Origin of the sequence: Aliikangiella coralliicola (assembly GCF_007004725.1) — a bacterium.
In the GTDB taxonomy this organism is placed as follows: Bacteria; Pseudomonadota; Gammaproteobacteria; order Enterobacterales; family Kangiellaceae; genus Aliikangiella; species Aliikangiella coralliicola.
On record NZ_ML660161.1, the window covers coordinates 350,919 to 369,108 of the forward strand.

Here is an 18,190-nt window from a genome sequence, read left to right on the forward strand (position 1 = left end):
TTGGTTAACTTAAGCTAACTGATAGATATTGTCGCTCCACTTTTAATGATATTTAAAACCGGAGTAGTTTTGTGCTGATTTCAGGTTCTGCGACAGTTGATTCAGGAAATGCTATTCGTATGATTTTTTAATGCGATTGACTTTGAGTATTGGCAAATTGTTACCCGGTTGAACTCAAAGGCCATTTTCATTTACCATTTAACCAATAATATAATTAACTGGCAGCCATGATCTTGAAGTAACTGACTATCCAGAAAATCTATAAGACTAAATCTACATAGGAAGTTAAATTGATCCGTCGTCCTTTAAATAAGACCATTTTATTTGCTGATATTGGTGGAAGTTCCGCATTATATAAAGCTGCAGGTAACCTTGTCGCCAAAAACACGATAGATTCTATCTTAGTGGCATTAAGAAAAATAACTCAAGAGCACAAAGGTAAAGTCATTAAAGATATCGGTGACGAAATTATGACGTGCTTTGATAGCTGCGCTATGTGTGTGCACGCCGCCGCTGCAATGCAGTACAAACTGACAAATTTCGTCAATCAACATCAGCTCACGCTTAGTATCGGGATCGGTTTTGGTGAAGTAATTAAAGAGAACTCTGATTTGTTTGGTGAAGCTGTTAATGATGCCGCATTTCTTACGAATCTAGCCAAAGGTGGTCAGATATTAATTACCAAAGATGCTTTTCAACAACTCGATACAACATCTAAGGCGATTATCCGAGAATTTGACAAAATAAAGATTAAGGGAGCAGAAGAGTCTTCTGTTATTTATCGTGTATTTTGGCAAGGTGAAGAATTCTCTGATAAAGAAACACGCTTAATGTCATCAGACATTATTAATGAAGAACTTAATGCCGTTGCACTGACTATTGAGTATGAGGGTAGCACTCAGATAATAGATGCCAGTGATTCCCCGTTCATTATTGGTCGTGACCCCCAGCGTTGTGATTTACTGATTGATGGTTCCCAAGTGTCGAGAGAGCATTGCAAAATAGAGTATAGTCGCGGTAAATTTGTATTGATTGATCATTCTACCAATGGTTGTTACCTGTCCGCGGAGAATAAAGATGAATTTTATATTCGACGAGAAGAGTACCCGCTGGTTGGATCGACTATACTTTCCTTAGGCTTGCCAATAGAGCAAGCTCAGGATGGTGTTATTAAGTTCTCTACAGTGATTGAATAAACAACAAGGAACTGCAAATGAGACGAATTGCCTTTTGGTCTCCTAAAGGTGGAGTAGGCAAAACTACTTTAGCGTTAAATTTTGCTGGCGCGGCATATTATGCTGGATATAAAGTTTTAGTTTGCGATCTGGATCCTCAACAATCGTCGATTGATGTTTTTAACGAAAAAAAGCTGCCATTTTCTGTTGTGCCAGATAAGCCGCAAGTTATGCCAAATGTTGATTTCCTGATTTACGATCACGCGCCTGACATAAACACCATCCCATCAGTTGAAACCATTATTATGCCTATGCGCGCAAGTGTTCTTGACTTAAAGGCTATTAACCGCTGCTATCGCCTAGTTAGAGACAAAACCGTGATCAAATGTATTAATGCCGTGGATACCCGTCGCCATGATGAACGAATATTGGCGATGAAACTATTTTCTGAAGGGGCGCACCTGGTTAAAGATCGCTCAATTTATGTGCGGAGCTTATCCCATGGTGAAACAGTTTTTCAAATGAATGTGTATGGCGCAAGAGATGCTCAAAATGAGCTAAATCGATTGTTATCCAGGGTTTTATCGATTGGAAAGGAAAAGGTCGTTAACTACTAACGGACTTAGCGTTTCGATAATCAATAGTTAATACAAAAAATTCAAGAATAAAAAAAGGAGCCGACCAGCTCCTTTTTTTCAAACCTAAAAAGAATTAAGCTGCTTTAGCTGGCTTAGCTGCAGGCTTCTTTTTACGTTTAGCTGCTTTCTTTGGCTTTTGTGCCGCAGCAACTAGCTTAGCTTCTAATTTAGCTAATGCTTTGCCTTGCTTAGCTTGAAGGCGAGCAATTGCTGCTTCGTCTTTTTTCGCTTGAGCTGCAAGTTTAGCTTCAACTGCTTTAACTGCTTTAGCAAGTGCTGAAGCTGCTTTTGAGTCTGCTTTGGCTGCTTTCACAGTCGCTTTATGTGCTTTAACTTTAGCTGCTACTGCTGCTTTAGCTGCTGAAGCTTTTTTGACTGCATTTTTAGCCGCAGCAGTTTTCTTTTTCTTAGCAACATCTTTTTTCGCTGCTAATGCTTTAGTTGCCGCAGCAACTTTTGCAGTTAACGTTTTAAGAGTTGCTTCTGCTTTCTTAACCGCTGCTGCTGATTTGTCAGCAGCTTTTCCTGTAGTTGCTATTGCTTTTACTAAACCAGCAGCTTTAGGAGCAGCTTTCTTAGCTACTTTTTTAGCAGCTTTTTTAGGAGCAGCTTTTTTTGCAACTTTCTTAACTGCCTTTTTAGGGGCTGCCTTTTTAGCAGTAGTGCTCTTCTTGTTTACGGCTTTGGCCATAGTAGTTCTCCACTTGTTTTTTTGAATGTAAGAATCTCCACAACGAAGTGTATATTTAAGTGTCAATAAATTCAAAAAAAAAAGTAAAAAAAACGGAAATAATTGCAAAAAAATGCGTTTTTTTATGAATATAATAAATATTCTGAGCAGATTGATAAAAAAAAGAGATTTTTAGAAAAAATAAATAAATAATTTAATTTGATTGTGACAAGAGAAAATTAGCAATTACAAAGTAAAATTAAACAAAAAAATCGAATTTTTAATTCGATTTTTGTTGTGATTCCACCCACCCAGTAATGATTTTTGCAATGCGAACATCTTCTAAAGCTATTTTGTAGTGAGTGAAAGTATTTCTATTCATTCTCTGGATATCGCTTTGCCACAATTTTTTGTCCAGTGCGTCAATAAATGCCGACGAGCCCTCGCTATTTTCGATGAAAGTATAAAGAGGTAAATATTGTCCTTCGAAATCCGACACTAATGGCTCATTAATGTTTTTTGGTTGTTGTGGGGATATAAGAACGACCTGCGTAATTCGTCGGGAATTTTTAGCACTGTTTAACATCCAGTAACTGCTATTTTGGAGACCAATCATAACCAAATTGTTTGTAGTCGGTTCAACTTGAGCAATTACTTCGAGAATAAGTTGGCTTACAAAATCTTGATAAGATTTTGCGTCTGGAAAAAAGGTTTTTTGGACCATTGGAACGGTTGGCTCAGAATTTTCTGCTGTAGTGTCAGCCGGAGGTTGAGTTGCCGAGCTGGATGCACTTTCTGAAGTAGGATTGTTGTCTTCTGTTCCATCAGATTGATTGTCTATTTCATTAGGAGACTCAGGAATTAATTTTTCAGGGTAATCTTCTAACGGTAATGTGGGAATTAACACGTTCCAGCCTAGTTGGCTTAGCTGAACTGACAAAGGTCTGACAACACGAGGATGATCCGCATTTTCTCCTTGCGCAGGTAAGATAATGATATCACCGCGTTGCTTTCTCCCTTTAGAGCGATACTTTAAAACGAGTACTTTTTCGTTCTTGGCATCAACCCACAGTGACTCGTCAGAAGAATTATTTTTGTCAAGATGGTCCAGGTTAACCGGCCAGGATAGTTTTGTGAGATTTAACTCGCCGGTGTTTCCTGGTTGCTTTTCCTCGATATTATTTTCAGCAGAAAATATTTCGCGTTGAAAAAGCAGTTGAGAGGAAAATAAAATAACAGTTAATAATAAGTATTTCAGGGTAGAAACGAGTATTTTGAGAATACCTGGGTACATATTTAATTAGCTCCATTTTCAACACTTAAAAACAAACTGAATTGTGAGTATGGCACAAACCTTAGCATCGCAGATTATTTCCACTTCCTGACTGAAACCACAGCTGCGAAGATTGCTCAAACGCTCAGTTAATTTTTCATATTGCGGTGTTCTTTGGTCCAGTATCGCTTTGCACTCAAAATCTGAGGTGACCGGGCACTTATATTTAATTGTTGCTTCAGCGGCGACGAGTTCTGCATCAAATTGGTGATGGTCATACCAACATTTAAGTAAGGTCCAGCCAGTAGCCATTGCTGCGGCATAGATACTCCCCGCAAATCCGGTGCCATGGACATTAATATTGGGAGACAGTTGCGAAATTGTTGAAATATGTGTTGATGACAAGGTTTGAATGGACCATTCCATATAGCGTGTCATCGGAATACTCTCGTTAACCATTTTTTGATATTTTTTTAGCACTTTTAACCCCAATAAAGTAATTTCACCGTTAGATTTGACTAGTTTCGATCTCACGATGGAGAAATGAATGTTGAATCTTCAAAGAATACTAAAATTAACAGGTTTTGTTAGCCTGTTTTTATTAGTGTCTTGTAATAATATGCAAAATGTTGAACAGCATTCAGCAGAATCTTCTGAAGTAGTAAGAAAATCGATGGCAGGGTTAAAAAATGCTACGCCGATTACTCAATTAAATATTATTCAGCAGTTTGCCAATAACACTTCTGTTTTTCCGGTTTTTCTACTTGAAACTCAACAAAAGAATGAGCAAATCGAGTGGGCTGGTGCATCTAAAATTGTAAAACCTGTCACTGACGCCTCGTTTATGGACAAAATGATAAGAATTCACGCCACCAACTTAAATGAAACGGGTCATATCGGCAAAAAAAACTTGGCTGGAAGATTAAATTCAACCGTTGATACCTGGTATCAGGTTGGCGAGCTGCACTTTATTGCCAATGATTACGATCTAAAAATAGCAAGTAGTCAAGGCCAAAATATCAATTTGGACGAGTATCAAGACTTTATTTCATCGAATCGAACCACAAAAATTAATGATTTTTTTCTCAATTCAACGGGATTTGGAAGTGAAGTTAATCGTGTTTTTCTAACAAAATTATTGACAGATAGAGATGACAGAAAGTATGCATACCAATTCCAATTTTGAAAGCGAACGGTTGCTTTAACCGATTAAAAAAGGGTGGTGATTTTTAGAGAACAAAGTTGAAACTTGATTTTTGAATTGTGTTATGAAGAGGATTTTTTAAGTTCGAACATTGTGAATGAACGCTGAGTTTGGCGGGAATATAAAGGCGATAAAATCACAATTAACCGGAGTAGATATGGCTAAGGTAGAAGATGAGTTTTAAGCCAAAAGAGCCATGTTAAGGGCTAAAAAGGGAAGTCTTATTTGCTAGATTACAGGAACAAAAAGTGTAAGGAAAAAGGAAGTTTTTCAGGGTGTTTTAAACCGGATTTAAGCTTGAAGGATGCTTTTTTCTTAACTAAAAACACTGTTATTTGATTTGTTTTGAAGCGCTAAGATAAAGGTTGAAACTCTTATTGTTGGATCGTTCTATTTTTTAAAGAGACACTATCGACCCTGCTTTAATGAGATAACTGATATTTTTTGAGGATTAGAGATTAGCAGCAATAACTGGGTTAAAAAGATATATCTGGAAAATAAGTGATAAAGGATTATCAGGGGATATGGCTTGTCTGTTTGTATTGGTTTTTTGAGTAGAAATGACTAGCTAGTATGTGGATATTAAAGATCGAATTGGGGACTTAGCTGAATAACTGTCATGTTGTTATCGGTAAATGGGTATGAAAGCGATTCTTGTATTGCAAAAAGTGACAAATTGAAGTTCACTAGCGCAATGCAAAAATCATTAAGTGACGAACAATTAATGCTCCATTATGCCAAAGGTGATGCTTCGGCGTTTGAGCAGCTGTATGCGCGACATAAAGGTGGACTTTATCGTTATTGCTTGCGCCAACTCAATAATCAGGCGAGGGCTGAAGAGTGTTTTCAGGATATCTGGATGAAGCTGGTGAATAGTCGGGTAAATTATCAACCGAAAGCGCTGTTTACAACTTATTTATACCGCATTGCACAAAATCATATAATTGACATTATCAGGAAGGAAAAAAAACTCAGCCAGGAAACTGAACTTGAGGAAGAATTTCATTCGAGTTTAGTGGGGGACAATAGGACTGATATTGCTGACGAGCTGATTGAAAAGAGGCAGTTTCAGCAGCTACGTCAACAGATTGAGCAACTACCTATGGAGCAAAAGACAGCCGTACTACTAAAGATGGATGCGGGTTTGTCACTAGAGGATATTTCAAATGTTTTAAATTGCGGTCGAGAAACCGTGAAAAGCAGGTTGCGATATGCCACCGCGCGCTTAAAAAACCTGCTTGGAGAGTAAAATGAGTATAAATTCATCTGACGAAAAATTATCTGATATTGAAGGTTTTGATGAGCTGGAAAATGCTTATCGAAAGATGTCGACAGAAATGCCAGATCTTGCGATTGACAAGCAAATTATCGCGGCTGCTCACCGTGAGTTAAGTTCGCCGAACCCCAAAAAAATACCAAAAGTCAGTTGGTGGAAGCGCCTGGCTTTGCCACTTTATGCGACAGCTACCTTTGCGTTTACTGCGATTGCGGCTCATTGGCTTTGGCCTGCGCCAGTCAAAATGCCGCCAGGAACCACCCCCGGTCCAGTCACAATTGATTTGGTTGAGCCAAAAACAAAGGCTCCGAAAATGCCGTCGAGAAAACAACGAAAGTTACCGGAACTCGATTACTCGACAATGCCAGAGGCTGACAAATCTCAAAGTCAAAATACTGTAGAAGAACCCTTATCAGGACTGGAAGAAACAATGAATATACTGCCACCAAAGGGAGAATCTCAACAACAGGATAGTGTGGCTGATAGTTCTGCTAATCGAAGTTCGCTAAATGAGAAGGAAAGTGCTACTAAACGGAGTGACGGGACAACAAGTGTCGCGAAATTAAGTTTTCCGGACAAAGAAGAATGGGCGCGAGAAATTATTGAGTTGTTCAAAAAAGGAGATTTTGGCGCTGCTAGAACAGAGCTTGTTCGATTTAAAAAAGCTTATCCTGATTACCCAATTGACGAACAAATTGAAGCTTTCCGCCGATAAAACATCAAAAATTTTGTTTTAGATCAAGGGTGCGGCTTTTTGTCTCTGTACAAATAACATGAATTTTGCTTGCTTCCTGCCGTCGCATCCTTATAATTCCCCCACAATAGGGAGGGGTAACAATTTTGATTGGCACCGCTGGAAGTAATTTAGAAATAATAATCGATAATTACCATCTAAATCCTTATTCTTTCATCCAAAATTCCAAAATTAAACGGCTTAAGACCGTTGTTAATAATAATGGAGATATTAAATGGCCATTCGACGCAAACTTTTTGCGAGTTTGACGGCATTATTAGGTTTAGCGCTTAGTGGTGTTGTTCAAGCGACCGCTGATTTGAACATGCGTCCTGGTGTGACAGAGACAAGCCTTGAGGCCTATGACCTTCATATGATGGTTGTTTGGGTTATGACGGTGATTGCTGTTGTCGTATTCGGACTAATGTTTTATTCGATTATCTTTCATAGAAGATCGAAAAACCCGACGCCTGCGACCTGGTCGCACAGCACCACCGTAGAATTTATCTGGACTGCGATTCCTTTTATTATTTTGATTGCTTTGACAATTCCTGCTGTCAAACTGTTAATCAAAATGGAAGATGCTTCAAATCCTGATATGTCAGTTCAAATCACTGGTTCTCAGTGGAAATGGCATTACAAGTATTTGGATCATAATATCGAATTTTTCAGTAACTTGAATTCTCCTCAACAGACTGAGCACTTTGAACAACCCGGTATTGCTGCTGAGCCTAATTACTTACTTGACGTTGATAATGAGCTAGTTATACCTGCCAATAAGAAAGTTCGCTTCCTGGTTACTGCTGATGATGTAATCCATTCTTGGTGGGTGCCTGAGCTTGCAGTTAAGAAAGACGCTATTCCTGGTTTCATCAACGAAACCTGGACAAAAGTACCTAAGCCTGGCGTCTATCGCGGTCAATGTACCGAGCTTTGTGGTAAATGGCACGGATTTATGCCTGTCGTTGTGCGTGTTGTTACCGAAGCAGAATTTGACCAGTGGGTTGCCAAGAAAAATGAAGAGCGCCTGGCTGCTGAGAAAGCGGCTGCTGAAGCGGCTGCCAAATCGTGGGATATGGATAAATTAATGGCCCTCGGTAAGGAAACTTATGATGCTAAATGTGCGGCCTGTCACCAGGTTGATGGTAGTGGTACACCACCTCTATTCCCTGCAATGATAGATAGTCCAATGGTTAAAGGTCCTGCGAAAGATCATATCGATATTGTTGTAAACGGTAAAGCCGGAACCGCAATGGCTGCCTATGGCGCGCAATTAACTGATGCCGAACTTGCTGCAGTAATTACCTATGAGCGAAATGCTTGGGGTAATAATACTGGTGATAAAGTTCAACCCGCTGACATTCAGGCTTTTAAAGCCGGTAACTAATAGGAGACGATCTTATGGCTGATCATCATCCAACCGGCATTAAGCGCTGGTTATTTACAACAAACCACAAGGACATCGGCTCGATGTACCTTTGGTTCTCTTTCATTATGTTCTTGGTTGGCGGCGCAATGGCAATGGTCATTCGCGCGGAACTTTACCAACCGGGTTTGCAATTTGTCGATCCTAACTTCTTTAACCAGATGACAACAATGCATGGTCTAATCATGGTATTCGGTGCTGTTATGCCGAGCATGGTTGGTTTAGCAAACTGGTTAATTCCAATGCAGATTGGCGCGCCTGATATGGCATTGCCAAGAATGAATAACTGGAGTTTCTGGATCTTACCATTTGCATTTGCAATGTTAATTTCTTCTCTATTTATGGAAGGTGGAGCGCCTAACTTCGGTTGGACTTTCTATGCACCGCTTTCAACTACTTATGCGCCACCAAGTACAGATTTCTTTATCTTAGGTGTTCATATGATGGGTATCTCATCAATTATGGGAGCGATTAATGTAATTGTGACTGTATTCAACATGAGAGCACCTGGCATGACCTTAATGAAAATGCCGTTGTTCGTATGGACTTGGGTAATCACAGCATTTCTTCTAATTATGGTAATGCCGGTGCTTGCTGGTGCGGTAACGATGATGTTAACCGACAGACACTTTGGTACTGATTTCTTCAACGCTGCTGGCGGTGGTGATCCAGTTATGTTCCAGCACATTTTCTGGTTCTTTGGACACCCCGAAGTTTATATCATGATTTTGCCGGCATTCGGTGTGGCATCAGAAATTATTCCTGCGTTTGCGCGCAAAAAACTCTTCGGATACTCATCTATGGTTTACGCAACAGCGTCGATTGCACTATTGTCTTTCGTGGTCTGGGCGCACCATATGTTTACTGTTGGGATGCCGGTTGCAGGAGAGCTTTTCTTTATGATTGCCACCATGCTGATTGCTGTTCCAACGGGTGTTAAGGTATTTAACTGGGTCGCTACTATGTGGCAAGGTTCAATGACCTTTGAAACGCCTATGCTGTTCGCAATCGCTTTCGTTATTCTATTTACTATCGGTGGATTCTCCGGTGTTATGTTAGCGATGGCGCCAGTGGACTTTCAGTATCACGATACTTATTTTGTGGTTGCTCATTTCCATTATGTACTTTTCCCTGGGGCGATATTCGGTACGACAGCTGCTGTGTATTACTGGCTGCCTAAGTGGACAGGTAAAATGTATAACGAGAAGTTGGGTAAGGCTCACTTCTGGATTTCCATGCTTTTTGTTAATTTAACTTTCTTCCCAATGCACTTTAGCGGACTAGCGGGTATGCCACGTCGTATTCCTGACTACAACATGATGTTTGCTGACTTTAACCAATTAGCAAGTATTGGTGCGTTCGGATTAGGTTTAAGCCAGCTGTTATTCCTGGGAATTGTAATTGCGACAATTCGCGGCGGTAAGAAAGCTGAAGATAAACCTTGGGATGGTGCGACCGGTTTGGAGTGGGATCAACTTCCATGTCCTGCGCCGTATCACACGTTTGATACGCCACCGAAAGTTAACTAGGCTTTTAAAGAGATAAGTTAGAGTTTTTATGAGCGAAACTGAGCAAAATCAAGCGAACAAAAAGTTGATTGTCCGACTTGTCGGCATAGTTGGCGGCATGTTTCTGTTTGCTTTTGCTTTAGTGCCGCTTTATGACGTATTTTGTGAAATTACAGGTATTAACGGTAAAACTCGAGGTAAAGCAATTTACCAATCTGTTGAAGTGAATAAACAGCGCGAAGTGACAGTAGAGTTTATAACAGATATCAATCGCGGAATGCCGTGGGAATTTAAATCATTGGTAAAATCAATCAAAGTTCACCCCGGTGAACTTAACGAGGTAAAGTTTTACGCGAAAAATACTTCGCGCAAAGATATTATCGGTCAAACGGTACCGAGTATTTCACCTGGTGAGGGTGCACTTTATCTCAATAAAACTGAATGCTTTTGCTTTGATCAGCAGCGTTTAGCTGCAGGTGAAGAAGTAGAAATGCCAATGAAATTTTATGTTGATTCTGAGATACCTGATGATATTACACACCTGACTTTATCCTATAAGTTATTTAATGTTACCGATGCAGTAGAAGTTGCATCGGGAGCAACCAAATAAAGCGATAAAAAAACGCTTAGATGGAGAAAAATAAATGAGTACTGAAACTGAAGAAAAGTACGAAAAGTATTATGTACCAGAGCAAAGCAAATGGCCTATTGTCGGTGCTGTTGGGCTCTTTTTAATTGCTTTTGGAGGCGCCAACTTTATTCAACAGACCACTGGTAAATATGGCAATGATGGATCTATGGGGTGGATCACTTTTGCAGCTGGTTTAACTATCATTTTTTACATGATGTGGGGCTGGTGGCGAGACACCATTAATGAGTCAATGGAAGGCTTATACAGTTCGCAAATGGACCGTTCCTTCCGTCAAGGAATGTTGTGGTTTATTAGCTCTGAAGTGATGTTTTTCGCAGCTTTTTTTGGCGCTCTTTTTTATGCCCGTGCGTTGGTGATGCCATGGTTGGGCGGAGAAGGTAATAATGTCATGACCCATGCTTTGCTGTGGCCTGACTTTATTCCTCAATGGCCAATGACAGAGACACCTGGTGGCGAAACGACTCAAGGTATGGGACCGTGGGGGTTACCTGCGATTAACACAGCAATACTTCTAACCAGTTCCTGGACTTTGACTATTGCTCACCACGCATTAAGAGATGGCAATAGAAATGCTTTGCTTAACTACACTTCAATCACTGCATTATTAGGTATTATTTTCCTTGGTTTACAGGTTTGGGAATACATTCATGCATACCAGGAAATGGGATTAACGCTTGGTAGTGGCATTTATGGTTCTACGTTCTTTATGCTGACAGGTTTCCATGGATTCCATGTAACTATTGGAACAATATACCTGATTGTATTATCAATTCGCTGTGCGAGTGGCCACTTTACTGCTGAAAATCACTTCGCCTATGAAGCAGGCGCTTGGTATTGGCATTTCGTTGATGTGGTTTGGTTATTCTTATTTATATTCGTCTATATTATCTAGAACTAATTAGATAAGGATGATAAAAAAGCCGAAGTATACTTCGGCTTTTTTGATCCTTGAAAACGAGTTATTCAGGCCATTTCATTTATTGTTGTTGTGGATTAACCATTGGTAATCCGTGAGGTTCGATAACACCGGTAAAAATTCCGACGATAATCAGTACGAATAATAATATCGATAATCCTATTCGCCAGGTTAAGCCCTTGACAGTCTTCTTTGACTCTTTTTCTGTGATTAAAAAATATAAGCTTCTGAATAGTGTGAAGAGTACAGCTAGCATCGCGATAACGATAAGTATTTTTATGAACATTTTTTATTCATTCCCGGTCAATTAAACTCTGGATTACAGATAATTAATGGTAGAATACGCTCCCAGAGAGTCTTTTTCCAGTGCATCGTTTTTCAGTGGAGTTCGCGGTTTTGAAATACGCCATAAAATATTCAATCGGCCGATATCAGATCCGCATTAACTTTTGGTTTTTAATTATTTTTTTGTTGGTTCAGACTTTGTTAAATGAATTAGGTTTTTGGCAGTTGAGTCGAGCCCAAGAAAAACAAGTTCGTATCGTGCAGTTGGAAAAAGGGGCACAGTCGAAATTGACGAATTTGTCGGAGTTAACCGAGTCGCATATTCAGCAATTTCAGTCAGTCGCAGTAAATCTGCAATTAGCGAGCAACGATATTTTGTTGTTAGACAATAAAATTGATAACCAAAGACCTGGTTACCACGTATTAAATGTTGCCGAGGACCATCTATCTGGTCGCCACCTTCTGGTTAATCGAGGATGGATCTGGGCAGGTAATGATAGAAATGAGTTTCCTCGTGTAGAATTACCGAGTAGAGACTGGCAAGTTGATGCGAGAGTTTATCCAATTCCTGAAAAATCAATTTCGACATCTTTGGCGAAATTAGAAATCAGCAGTGATTTCATTCGCTTGCCAGTATTGGATAAACAAGTTGTTGAAAAGTTAGAGAAGCATCTTGGTGTATCGCTTGAGCCCTACTTATTGCGCTTAAATAGCGATTCTGAAGCGGCGCTAAAAGCAAATTGGGTGTGGACCAATATGTCTCCAGAGAAACACCTGGCTTACGCAATTCAATGGTTTGCGTTGGCACTAGCTTTCTTAATTGTTAGTTTGATTGTCTGTATTAAAAAAAGGTGAGTCAGTGGATTTTGAAGAAATAAAAAGCGAATCACGCGAAAAAAATGTTAAGAAAAACCGGGCTACCATGATTGCTTTGTTTGTCGCTTTTATCGCGCCCGTGGTAATTGCTTATTCCGCCTATTTCAGCGGCTGGTTTCAGGGTGCGACTAAAAATAACGGCGAATTGTTAGCAGAGCAAGATGTGTTGGATATTGAAGATTTTCATTTTGTTCGCTCCAATGGAAATTTGATTACCGGTAGAGAGTTTGAAACGCTTTATTGGTGGTTACTTCCGATCGATCCAACTACTTGCGATGAAGCTTGTTTGAAATTGAATACTTATACGGTTAATCAAACTTATGTTGGTTTGGGGAAAGAAGCCAGGCGAATTAATCAACTACTAGTTTTGCCTACAGGGACAGATGCAGAGACAGGAAAGTTTCCACTTTCTTATAGTGAATTTACTAATGTTGGGGTTAAGGCTTTAGAGAAAACTCGTAGTGGGCTTAATAAAGACCTACCAGCTAATTATATTTATCTGGTTGACCCGCTTGGCAATATTTTCATGCGTTATCCATTGGTGCCTGACGAAAAGTCTGCGCCTGGTATGAGTAAGAATTTAAGAACTGATCTGTTGCGATTGTTTAAATATTCTCGTTTAGGCTGACGGTATCTGTTGCTTTTTAAGTGCTGGTCGTTAATTAGAAACTAATAAAAAATAAGAGTTAGTAATGAATAATAAAGCAGTGAGAAATCTATCCCTCTTTGCCACAGCATTTGCGCTAGTTGTTGTTGTTTTGGGAGCTTTTACTCGTTTGTCAGATGCTGGATTAGGTTGCCCTGATTGGCCCGGATGTTATGGTTTTATGCACATTCCTACGAAGGATCACCATATCGAAGCTGCCAATCAGGCTTTCCCTGATCAACCCTATGAGTTCGCGAAAGCATGGCCAGAAATGGTACATCGCTATTTCGCTGGCACGTTGGGCTTGCTAGTTCTCGCGCTGTCGATTATTAGCTGGAGAAATAAGCAGAAATTGGCGATGAAACATTCCTCTTTTTTATTGGTACTGATAATTTTCCAAGCCGCGTTAGGGATGTGGACTGTAACCATGAAGTTGCACCCGTTAATTGTGATGTTGCATCTCATGGGAGGGTTTATGACCTTTTCTTTGTTGGCCTCACTGACGGCTCGTTATCATTTCCAATTTTCTTCGCCGTTAAATCAAACTAATCTCACTCGGCTGAAAAAACTGGTTGTTTTAACCTTGAGTATTGTGGTTCTGCAGGTGGCGCTTGGTGGATGGACATCAGCGAATTATGCTGCCATGGTCTGCCATGAATTACCTATTTGTCAGGGAAATTGGTTGAACGATGGTGATTTTCTAGCTGGATTTCAACTTTGGGGACGTGAAGCTGAAACTTATGAATTCGGTATTCTTGATCAAAATGCACGGATTGCAATTCATGCTGCGCATCGTATTGGTGCTATCGTCGCGACATTAACATTATGCTATTTGATTTTTGCTTTAGTTCGCCAGCAAAGTGAAAAATTGCTTTCCAGATTTGGTTGGATTCTTGCAATATTGTTAATTGTTCAGATTGTCCTTGGTGTTAATAATATTTTATTTCAATTACCTCTAATGAATGCTGTGGCTCACAACGGCGTTGGCGCCTTGTTGGTTGTTACGCTGGTTTGTTTGCTTACCTTGATATTAATGCCGCAAAAAATTGCTTCCGAGGGTAACAATAATGAGTAATTCGGCAGCGACAAATACTGCGACCAGTTGGAAAGATTATCTGGAGCTGACCAAGCCCAAAGTCGTTTTATTAATATTACTGACTGCGGTGGTTGGAATGTATATGGCGCCAGTAGAGACGGTTCCAATTGATGTTTTAATTATTGCAACGGTAGGAATTGGGTTTGCATCAGGTGGCGCTGCGGTTGTTAATCACGTGGTTGACCAACGTATTGACGCAATTATGGCGCGAACACTGAAACGCCCGGTTGCTACTGGAAAAATTGACAGTAAACGAGCTATTTTATTTGCTGTGTTTTTATCAGTAACATCAATGGTTTTGCTCTATGTTTTTATTAATCCATTAACGGCTGTCCTGACGTTTTTTGGATTGGTTGGCTATGCGTTTGTGTATACCATGTATTTGAAACGCGCTACGCCACAGAATATTGTTATTGGTGGCCTGAGCGGCGCTATTCCACCTTTATTGGGGTGGACAGCGGTTGATGGTCAGGTTCACCCGCATGCTTTACTCTTAGTACTCATCATTTTTGTTTGGACGCCACCACACTTTTGGGCTCTGGCTATTTTTCGAAGAGACGAGTACGCGAAAGCGGAAATTCCAATGTTGCCGGTCACGCACGGTATTGCATTTACCAAGTTGAATATTGTTTTATACACCATATTGTTACTTTTTGCGGCAGCATTGCCTTACCTTACCGGTATGTCCAAGGGAATTTACCTGATTAGTTCCACAATTCTTGGCTTAATCTTTTTGTTCTATGCTATTAAATTGAAAAATAGTGACGAGAGACGTATCGCCATGGACACATTTAAATACTCAATTAATTATTTGATGTTACTGTTTGTCGCCTTATTGGTTGATCGTTATCTGCCTGTTGAGATTTTTTAGTTTTGATTGCGTGGTTAGCGGATTGGGAAAATCTAGATTGGATTGCGACAAATAGCGGACACAAAATTAATAGATGAATCGGAATAAACTATGAAACATATCATTAAAGCTGTTCTGTCTGGGATTTTCGTTGCGATAACATTATTGGGGTGCAGTGAAAAACCAAAAGAATATACGCAGTTATTAATTTATCCGAACAAGAAACCACTTGAGCAATTTGAGTTGGTTCAGCAAGACACTCAAAAGTTTAATGTTGAAAGCTTTTCGGGTAAATGGAACCTGATTTTTATGGGTTATACAAACTGCCCTGATGTATGCCCATTGACGTTATCAGACATTTCTCGAATTTATCAAAAGATTTCACCGCAACTACAAAAGAATCTCCGAATTATTTTCTTGTCGGTTGACCCGGTCAGAGACACTCCCGATCACCTGGCAAAATATATTGACCATTTTCATAGTGATTTTGTTGGTATAACGGGGGAGAAAACGCAAATAGATAAGTTAGTTTATTCTCTGGGTGGGATTTATACCATTAATGACGAAGATGAAAAGTTTTATTCAGTGGATCATAGTGCGCGGATTTTTATTGTAAATCCTAAGGGGCAGCGGTTTGGTATTATTAGTAGTGAGGCGATGCATGGGAAAGATAAGTCTGTTTTAGTGAAAGAGCTTTCTTGGTTGGCGGAGAGTGAGATTTAGTTTTTAAGGGCGTTTCGCATCGCTTTGCTTGCATGCGACTTACTTTTTTCAACAGCTAAAAAAGTAAGCAAAAAAGCCGGACGCTTGGCCGCTGGGCAAATGTATCTCAAAGACTTAGATAATAAATAAAACTTTAATACAGATAAGGTATTCAGTTGCTGTCGCTAGCTTGGTGTAGACTCACCTTCTTATTTTTAATATTGTTGCTATAACGAATGGTGTAACCATAAAATTTTTTCTGTGCTGTATTAATTCTGATATTAATTGACGTAATTTAACCAATCCAGAAAGTACAGGGTGGAATCTGTTTATTAGTAAATAACAGCTAAAAATACCTTCTGTCGCTCTCAAAGACTAGCAAACATACTCTATAATTTGTATTAATGGTCACTCCAAAAAGTATGGGAATTGGTTTACTTTGTCAGGAATGTAACTCAATCAAAGGTAATTAATCTATCGTGAACTTGATCGAAAATAGTCAATCAGCACACGATAAAATTAATATTTGGGATAAAACCGACAGACAATCGACATGCCTGACAGCAACAATGCTTCTTTTTAAAGATCATCTTACACAGAGCAGGCGATAGCATCTTAATGATAAATCCGGTGCTAAAGATTTGTTTTCTTGTTCAAGTTCACTACTAACAAATGCCCAGCGGCTAGCGTCCGGCTTTTTTGCTTACTTTTTTAGCTGTTGAAAAAAGTAAGTCGCATGCAAGCAAAGCGATGTGAAACAACCCTTAAAAACACCAAACACAGCCAAAATCCCCTCCTATTACCCCAACCCCACCAACCTCAAACCAATCATTTTGTAACAGTTGTTTGCTGAATTAATCCCACATTCGTTATATGATACCAATCAAATTAAAGCTATCTATTTCAGAGTGAACTCAACTTGAGACTGCTTCCGCAAAGTTTCTTTGGGCGCAATGCGCTGATGATTGCAACCTTGCTTGTCATCAGCCATGTAGTTTCCTACTTTACCATTCAGCATTTTGTCGTTGACCGCCATAATCGAATCGTAATGTATCTTGCGTCCAACCAAATAAAACTATTACATATTGGTGAAGAAACTTACCTGCCAAAAAACCTCGCAGTGGGCTTTGCCCAAACAACCCAGCTGGAACTCTACCCAATGAGTGGCGACTCAATTCCAGAAGGTCTTAAGAATGCTCGCTTTCATCGAGGTTTTAGCGAGCAGGCGGAGCGCTATCTTGGTGAAAATACGGAAGTTAAAGTTGAAACATCCGATGGAATATATCTGTGGATTAGTGAACCACTCCACCCCAATTTCTGGATAAGAATGCCGATTGGCGATTACGAAGGAAACAACCCAATGGAGTTATTTATCTTTTCCGGGATGTTACTGTTTTTGAGTTTATTTGGCGCGTGGATTTTGGTGATCCAGCTACACCGCCCGCTGAAGCGACTTGCATTCGCCGCGCGGGAGATTGGGCGTGGAGATTACCCAGGAAAATTGAAGGAAACAGGCCCGCAAGAGCTGGTTTCGGTGACCGCGGCGTTTAACCAGATGGCTGCCGATGTTCACCAATTAGAAGAGGATCGAACATTGTTATTGGCCGGTATATCCCATGATTTACGCACACCAATTACGCGTATTCGTCTGGCGTCAGAATTTTTATCCGATCAAGATGACGAAATCAAAACTGGAATTATCAGCGACACCCAGGACATGGACGACATTATCGACCAATTTATTGGCTATGTTCGTTATGGTAGTGAAGAACGCATGGAAGAAGGGAATATGACGGAGCTCATTCAACAGGTCGTGGAAGCCTCATCGAAACAGCATGAAGGATTAGAGTCGCACCTTTGTGAGCTGCCTGAAGCCAGGTTTAAACCCATGGCAATGAAGCGATTAATCAGCAATTTAATCGAAAATGCATTTCGCTATGGAAAAGCACCGGTGATTGTGAAAACTTTTTATAACGAAAATAATATCGTGGTATCTGTGCGCGACCATGGAAAAGGTATTCAAGATCTTGATAAAAATCGCTTGTTTCAACCATTTGCACGAGGAGACAAGGCTCGTGGCGGTAAGGGGTCGGGATTAGGACTCGCCATAGTAGCGCGTATCGTTGAAATGCATGGTGGTGAGATTAATCTTGAGAACCATGTAGATGGTGGGTTAGAAGCAACTTTTACTTTGCCGGTTTAGGCTAATAGTTGTGTTGGCTGGGTTGCTTTGTTATTCAACCAACACATAGAATTCAGTAAAT

Annotated in this window: 19 protein-coding genes; 15 read left to right on the plus strand and 4 right to left on the minus strand. The window is 40.0% G+C overall.

The features are described 5' to 3' along the window. The first annotated feature begins 290 nt into the window (after positions 1-290). Together FLL46_RS04475 and FLL46_RS04480 are read left to right on the plus strand one after the other, a co-directional pair. Entirely contained in the window at positions 291-1,196 is a 906-nt protein-coding gene (locus tag FLL46_RS04475; RefSeq protein ID WP_142892270.1) for an adenylate/guanylate cyclase domain-containing protein, read from the plus strand. 17 nt (positions 1,197-1,213) lie between these two features. Continuing rightward, complete coding sequence (locus FLL46_RS04480) at positions 1,214-1,792, plus strand: ParA family protein (RefSeq protein ID WP_142892271.1); 579 nt, start codon at positions 1,214-1,216, stop codon at positions 1,790-1,792. Positions 1,793-1,886: 94 nt separating this feature from the next. On the opposite strand, the gene FLL46_RS04485 is transcribed toward FLL46_RS04480, so the two are convergent. The 3 genes from FLL46_RS04485 to FLL46_RS04495 form a co-directional block, all read right to left on the minus strand. Continuing rightward, positions 1,887-2,504, minus strand: coding sequence for a histone (locus FLL46_RS04485; protein ID WP_142892273.1), 618 nt, complete (start codon positions 2,502-2,504; stop codon positions 1,887-1,889). A gap of 259 nt (positions 2,505-2,763) precedes the next feature. Continuing rightward, positions 2,764-3,777: a DUF3530 family protein gene (locus tag FLL46_RS04490; RefSeq protein ID WP_142892275.1), complete on the minus strand. Its 1,014-nt coding sequence runs from the start codon at positions 3,775-3,777 to the stop codon at positions 2,764-2,766. 18 nt (positions 3,778-3,795) lie between these two features. Continuing rightward, the gene (locus FLL46_RS04495; protein ID WP_142892276.1) at positions 3,796-4,236 is read right to left on the minus strand and encodes a YiiD C-terminal domain-containing protein; all 441 of its coding nucleotides are present in this window, start codon (positions 4,234-4,236) and stop codon (positions 3,796-3,798) included. Positions 4,237-4,303: 67 nt separating this feature from the next. Between FLL46_RS04495 and FLL46_RS04500 the strand changes: the two genes are divergently transcribed. The 7 genes from FLL46_RS04500 (at position 4,304) to FLL46_RS04530 (ending at position 11,447) form a co-directional block, all read left to right on the plus strand. Continuing rightward, positions 4,304-4,942: a hypothetical protein gene (locus FLL46_RS04500; RefSeq protein WP_142892278.1), complete on the plus strand. Its 639-nt coding sequence runs from the start codon at positions 4,304-4,306 to the stop codon at positions 4,940-4,942. A gap of 637 nt (positions 4,943-5,579) precedes the next feature. Continuing rightward, entirely contained in the window at positions 5,580-6,209 is a 630-nt protein-coding gene (locus FLL46_RS04505; protein ID WP_142892280.1) for a sigma-70 family RNA polymerase sigma factor, read from the plus strand. A 1-nt stretch (position 6,210) separates the two neighbouring features. Beyond that, a complete protein-coding gene (locus FLL46_RS04510; protein WP_142892282.1) occupies positions 6,211-6,951 on the plus strand; it encodes a hypothetical protein in 741 nt (246 codons plus the stop codon). Between the two features lie 253 nt (positions 6,952-7,204). Continuing rightward, a complete protein-coding gene (gene coxB / locus FLL46_RS04515; RefSeq protein WP_142892284.1) occupies positions 7,205-8,356 on the plus strand; it encodes a cytochrome c oxidase subunit II in 1,152 nt (383 codons plus the stop codon). A gap of 14 nt (positions 8,357-8,370) precedes the next feature. Further along, positions 8,371-9,924, plus strand: a complete 1,554-nt coding sequence (gene ctaD, locus FLL46_RS04520) for a cytochrome c oxidase subunit I (protein ID WP_142892287.1) — start codon at positions 8,371-8,373, stop codon at positions 9,922-9,924. Positions 9,925-9,952: 28 nt separating this feature from the next. Continuing rightward, positions 9,953-10,513, plus strand: a complete 561-nt coding sequence (locus FLL46_RS04525) for a cytochrome c oxidase assembly protein (RefSeq protein WP_142892288.1) — start codon at positions 9,953-9,955, stop codon at positions 10,511-10,513. Positions 10,514-10,547: 34 nt separating this feature from the next. Further along, positions 10,548-11,447, plus strand: a complete 900-nt coding sequence (locus tag FLL46_RS04530) for a cytochrome c oxidase subunit 3 (RefSeq protein ID WP_142892289.1) — start codon at positions 10,548-10,550, stop codon at positions 11,445-11,447. A gap of 85 nt (positions 11,448-11,532) precedes the next feature. Here the strand turns inward: FLL46_RS04530 and FLL46_RS04535 are convergent, their stop codons facing one another. Next, a complete protein-coding gene (locus FLL46_RS04535) occupies positions 11,533-11,757 on the minus strand; it encodes a twin transmembrane helix small protein (protein WP_142892290.1) in 225 nt (74 codons plus the stop codon). A 95-nt stretch (positions 11,758-11,852) separates the two neighbouring features. On the opposite strand from FLL46_RS04535, the gene FLL46_RS04540 reads away from it, so the two are divergent. From FLL46_RS04540 to envZ, 6 genes are all read left to right on the plus strand, one after another. Next, positions 11,853-12,611 carry an SURF1 family protein gene (locus FLL46_RS04540; protein WP_281281941.1) on the plus strand — a complete coding sequence of 253 codons (759 nt, stop codon included), beginning with the start codon at positions 11,853-11,855 and terminating at the stop codon, positions 12,609-12,611. Positions 12,612-12,615: 4 nt separating this feature from the next. After that, a complete protein-coding gene (locus FLL46_RS04545) occupies positions 12,616-13,260 on the plus strand; it encodes a hypothetical protein (protein ID WP_142892292.1) in 645 nt (214 codons plus the stop codon). 64 nt (positions 13,261-13,324) lie between these two features. Continuing rightward, positions 13,325-14,353, plus strand: a complete 1,029-nt coding sequence (locus FLL46_RS04550; protein ID WP_142892293.1) for a COX15/CtaA family protein — start codon at positions 13,325-13,327, stop codon at positions 14,351-14,353. Beyond that, complete coding sequence (gene cyoE, locus FLL46_RS04555; protein WP_142892294.1) at positions 14,346-15,245, plus strand: heme o synthase; 900 nt, start codon at positions 14,346-14,348, stop codon at positions 15,243-15,245. Before FLL46_RS04550 ends, cyoE begins: the two co-directional genes overlap by 8 nt. A 90-nt stretch (positions 15,246-15,335) precedes the next feature. Continuing rightward, positions 15,336-15,947: an SCO family protein gene (locus tag FLL46_RS04560; protein WP_142892295.1), complete on the plus strand. Its 612-nt coding sequence runs from the start codon at positions 15,336-15,338 to the stop codon at positions 15,945-15,947. A gap of 898 nt (positions 15,948-16,845) precedes the next feature. Further along, entirely contained in the window at positions 16,846-18,129 is a 1,284-nt protein-coding gene (gene envZ, locus FLL46_RS04565) for a two-component system sensor histidine kinase EnvZ (RefSeq protein ID WP_168204047.1), read from the plus strand. Positions 18,130-18,190: the final 61 nt, after the last annotated feature.

What these genes read in the sequence shown, in the direction of transcription:
- FLL46_RS04480 (WP_142892271.1), top strand. Translation starts at nt 1,214, where the DNA reads ATGAGACGAATTGCCTTTTGGTCTCCTAAAGGTGGAGTAGGCAAAACT.
- FLL46_RS04485 (WP_142892273.1), bottom strand. Translation starts at nt 2,504, where the DNA reads ATGGCCAAAGCCGTAAACAAGAAGAGCACTACTGCTAAAAAGGCAGCC.
- FLL46_RS04490 (WP_142892275.1), bottom strand. Translation starts at nt 3,777, where the DNA reads ATGTACCCAGGTATTCTCAAAATACTCGTTTCTACCCTGAAATACTTA.
- FLL46_RS04500 (WP_142892278.1), top strand. Translation starts at nt 4,304, where the DNA reads ATGTTGAATCTTCAAAGAATACTAAAATTAACAGGTTTTGTTAGCCTG.
- FLL46_RS04505 (WP_142892280.1), top strand. Translation starts at nt 5,580, where the DNA reads ATGTTGTTATCGGTAAATGGGTATGAAAGCGATTCTTGTATTGCAAAA.
- FLL46_RS04510 (WP_142892282.1), top strand. Translation starts at nt 6,211, where the DNA reads ATGAGTATAAATTCATCTGACGAAAAATTATCTGATATTGAAGGTTTT.
- coxB (WP_142892284.1), top strand. Translation starts at nt 7,205, where the DNA reads ATGGCCATTCGACGCAAACTTTTTGCGAGTTTGACGGCATTATTAGGT.
- ctaD (WP_142892287.1), top strand. Translation starts at nt 8,371, where the DNA reads ATGGCTGATCATCATCCAACCGGCATTAAGCGCTGGTTATTTACAACA.
- FLL46_RS04525 (WP_142892288.1), top strand. Translation starts at nt 9,953, where the DNA reads ATGAGCGAAACTGAGCAAAATCAAGCGAACAAAAAGTTGATTGTCCGA.
- FLL46_RS04530 (WP_142892289.1), top strand. Translation starts at nt 10,548, where the DNA reads ATGAGTACTGAAACTGAAGAAAAGTACGAAAAGTATTATGTACCAGAG.
- FLL46_RS04535 (WP_142892290.1), bottom strand. Translation starts at nt 11,757, where the DNA reads ATGTTCATAAAAATACTTATCGTTATCGCGATGCTAGCTGTACTCTTC.
- FLL46_RS04550 (WP_142892293.1), top strand. Translation starts at nt 13,325, where the DNA reads ATGAATAATAAAGCAGTGAGAAATCTATCCCTCTTTGCCACAGCATTT.
- cyoE (WP_142892294.1), top strand. Translation starts at nt 14,346, where the DNA reads ATGAGTAATTCGGCAGCGACAAATACTGCGACCAGTTGGAAAGATTAT.
- FLL46_RS04560 (WP_142892295.1), top strand. Translation starts at nt 15,336, where the DNA reads ATGAAACATATCATTAAAGCTGTTCTGTCTGGGATTTTCGTTGCGATA.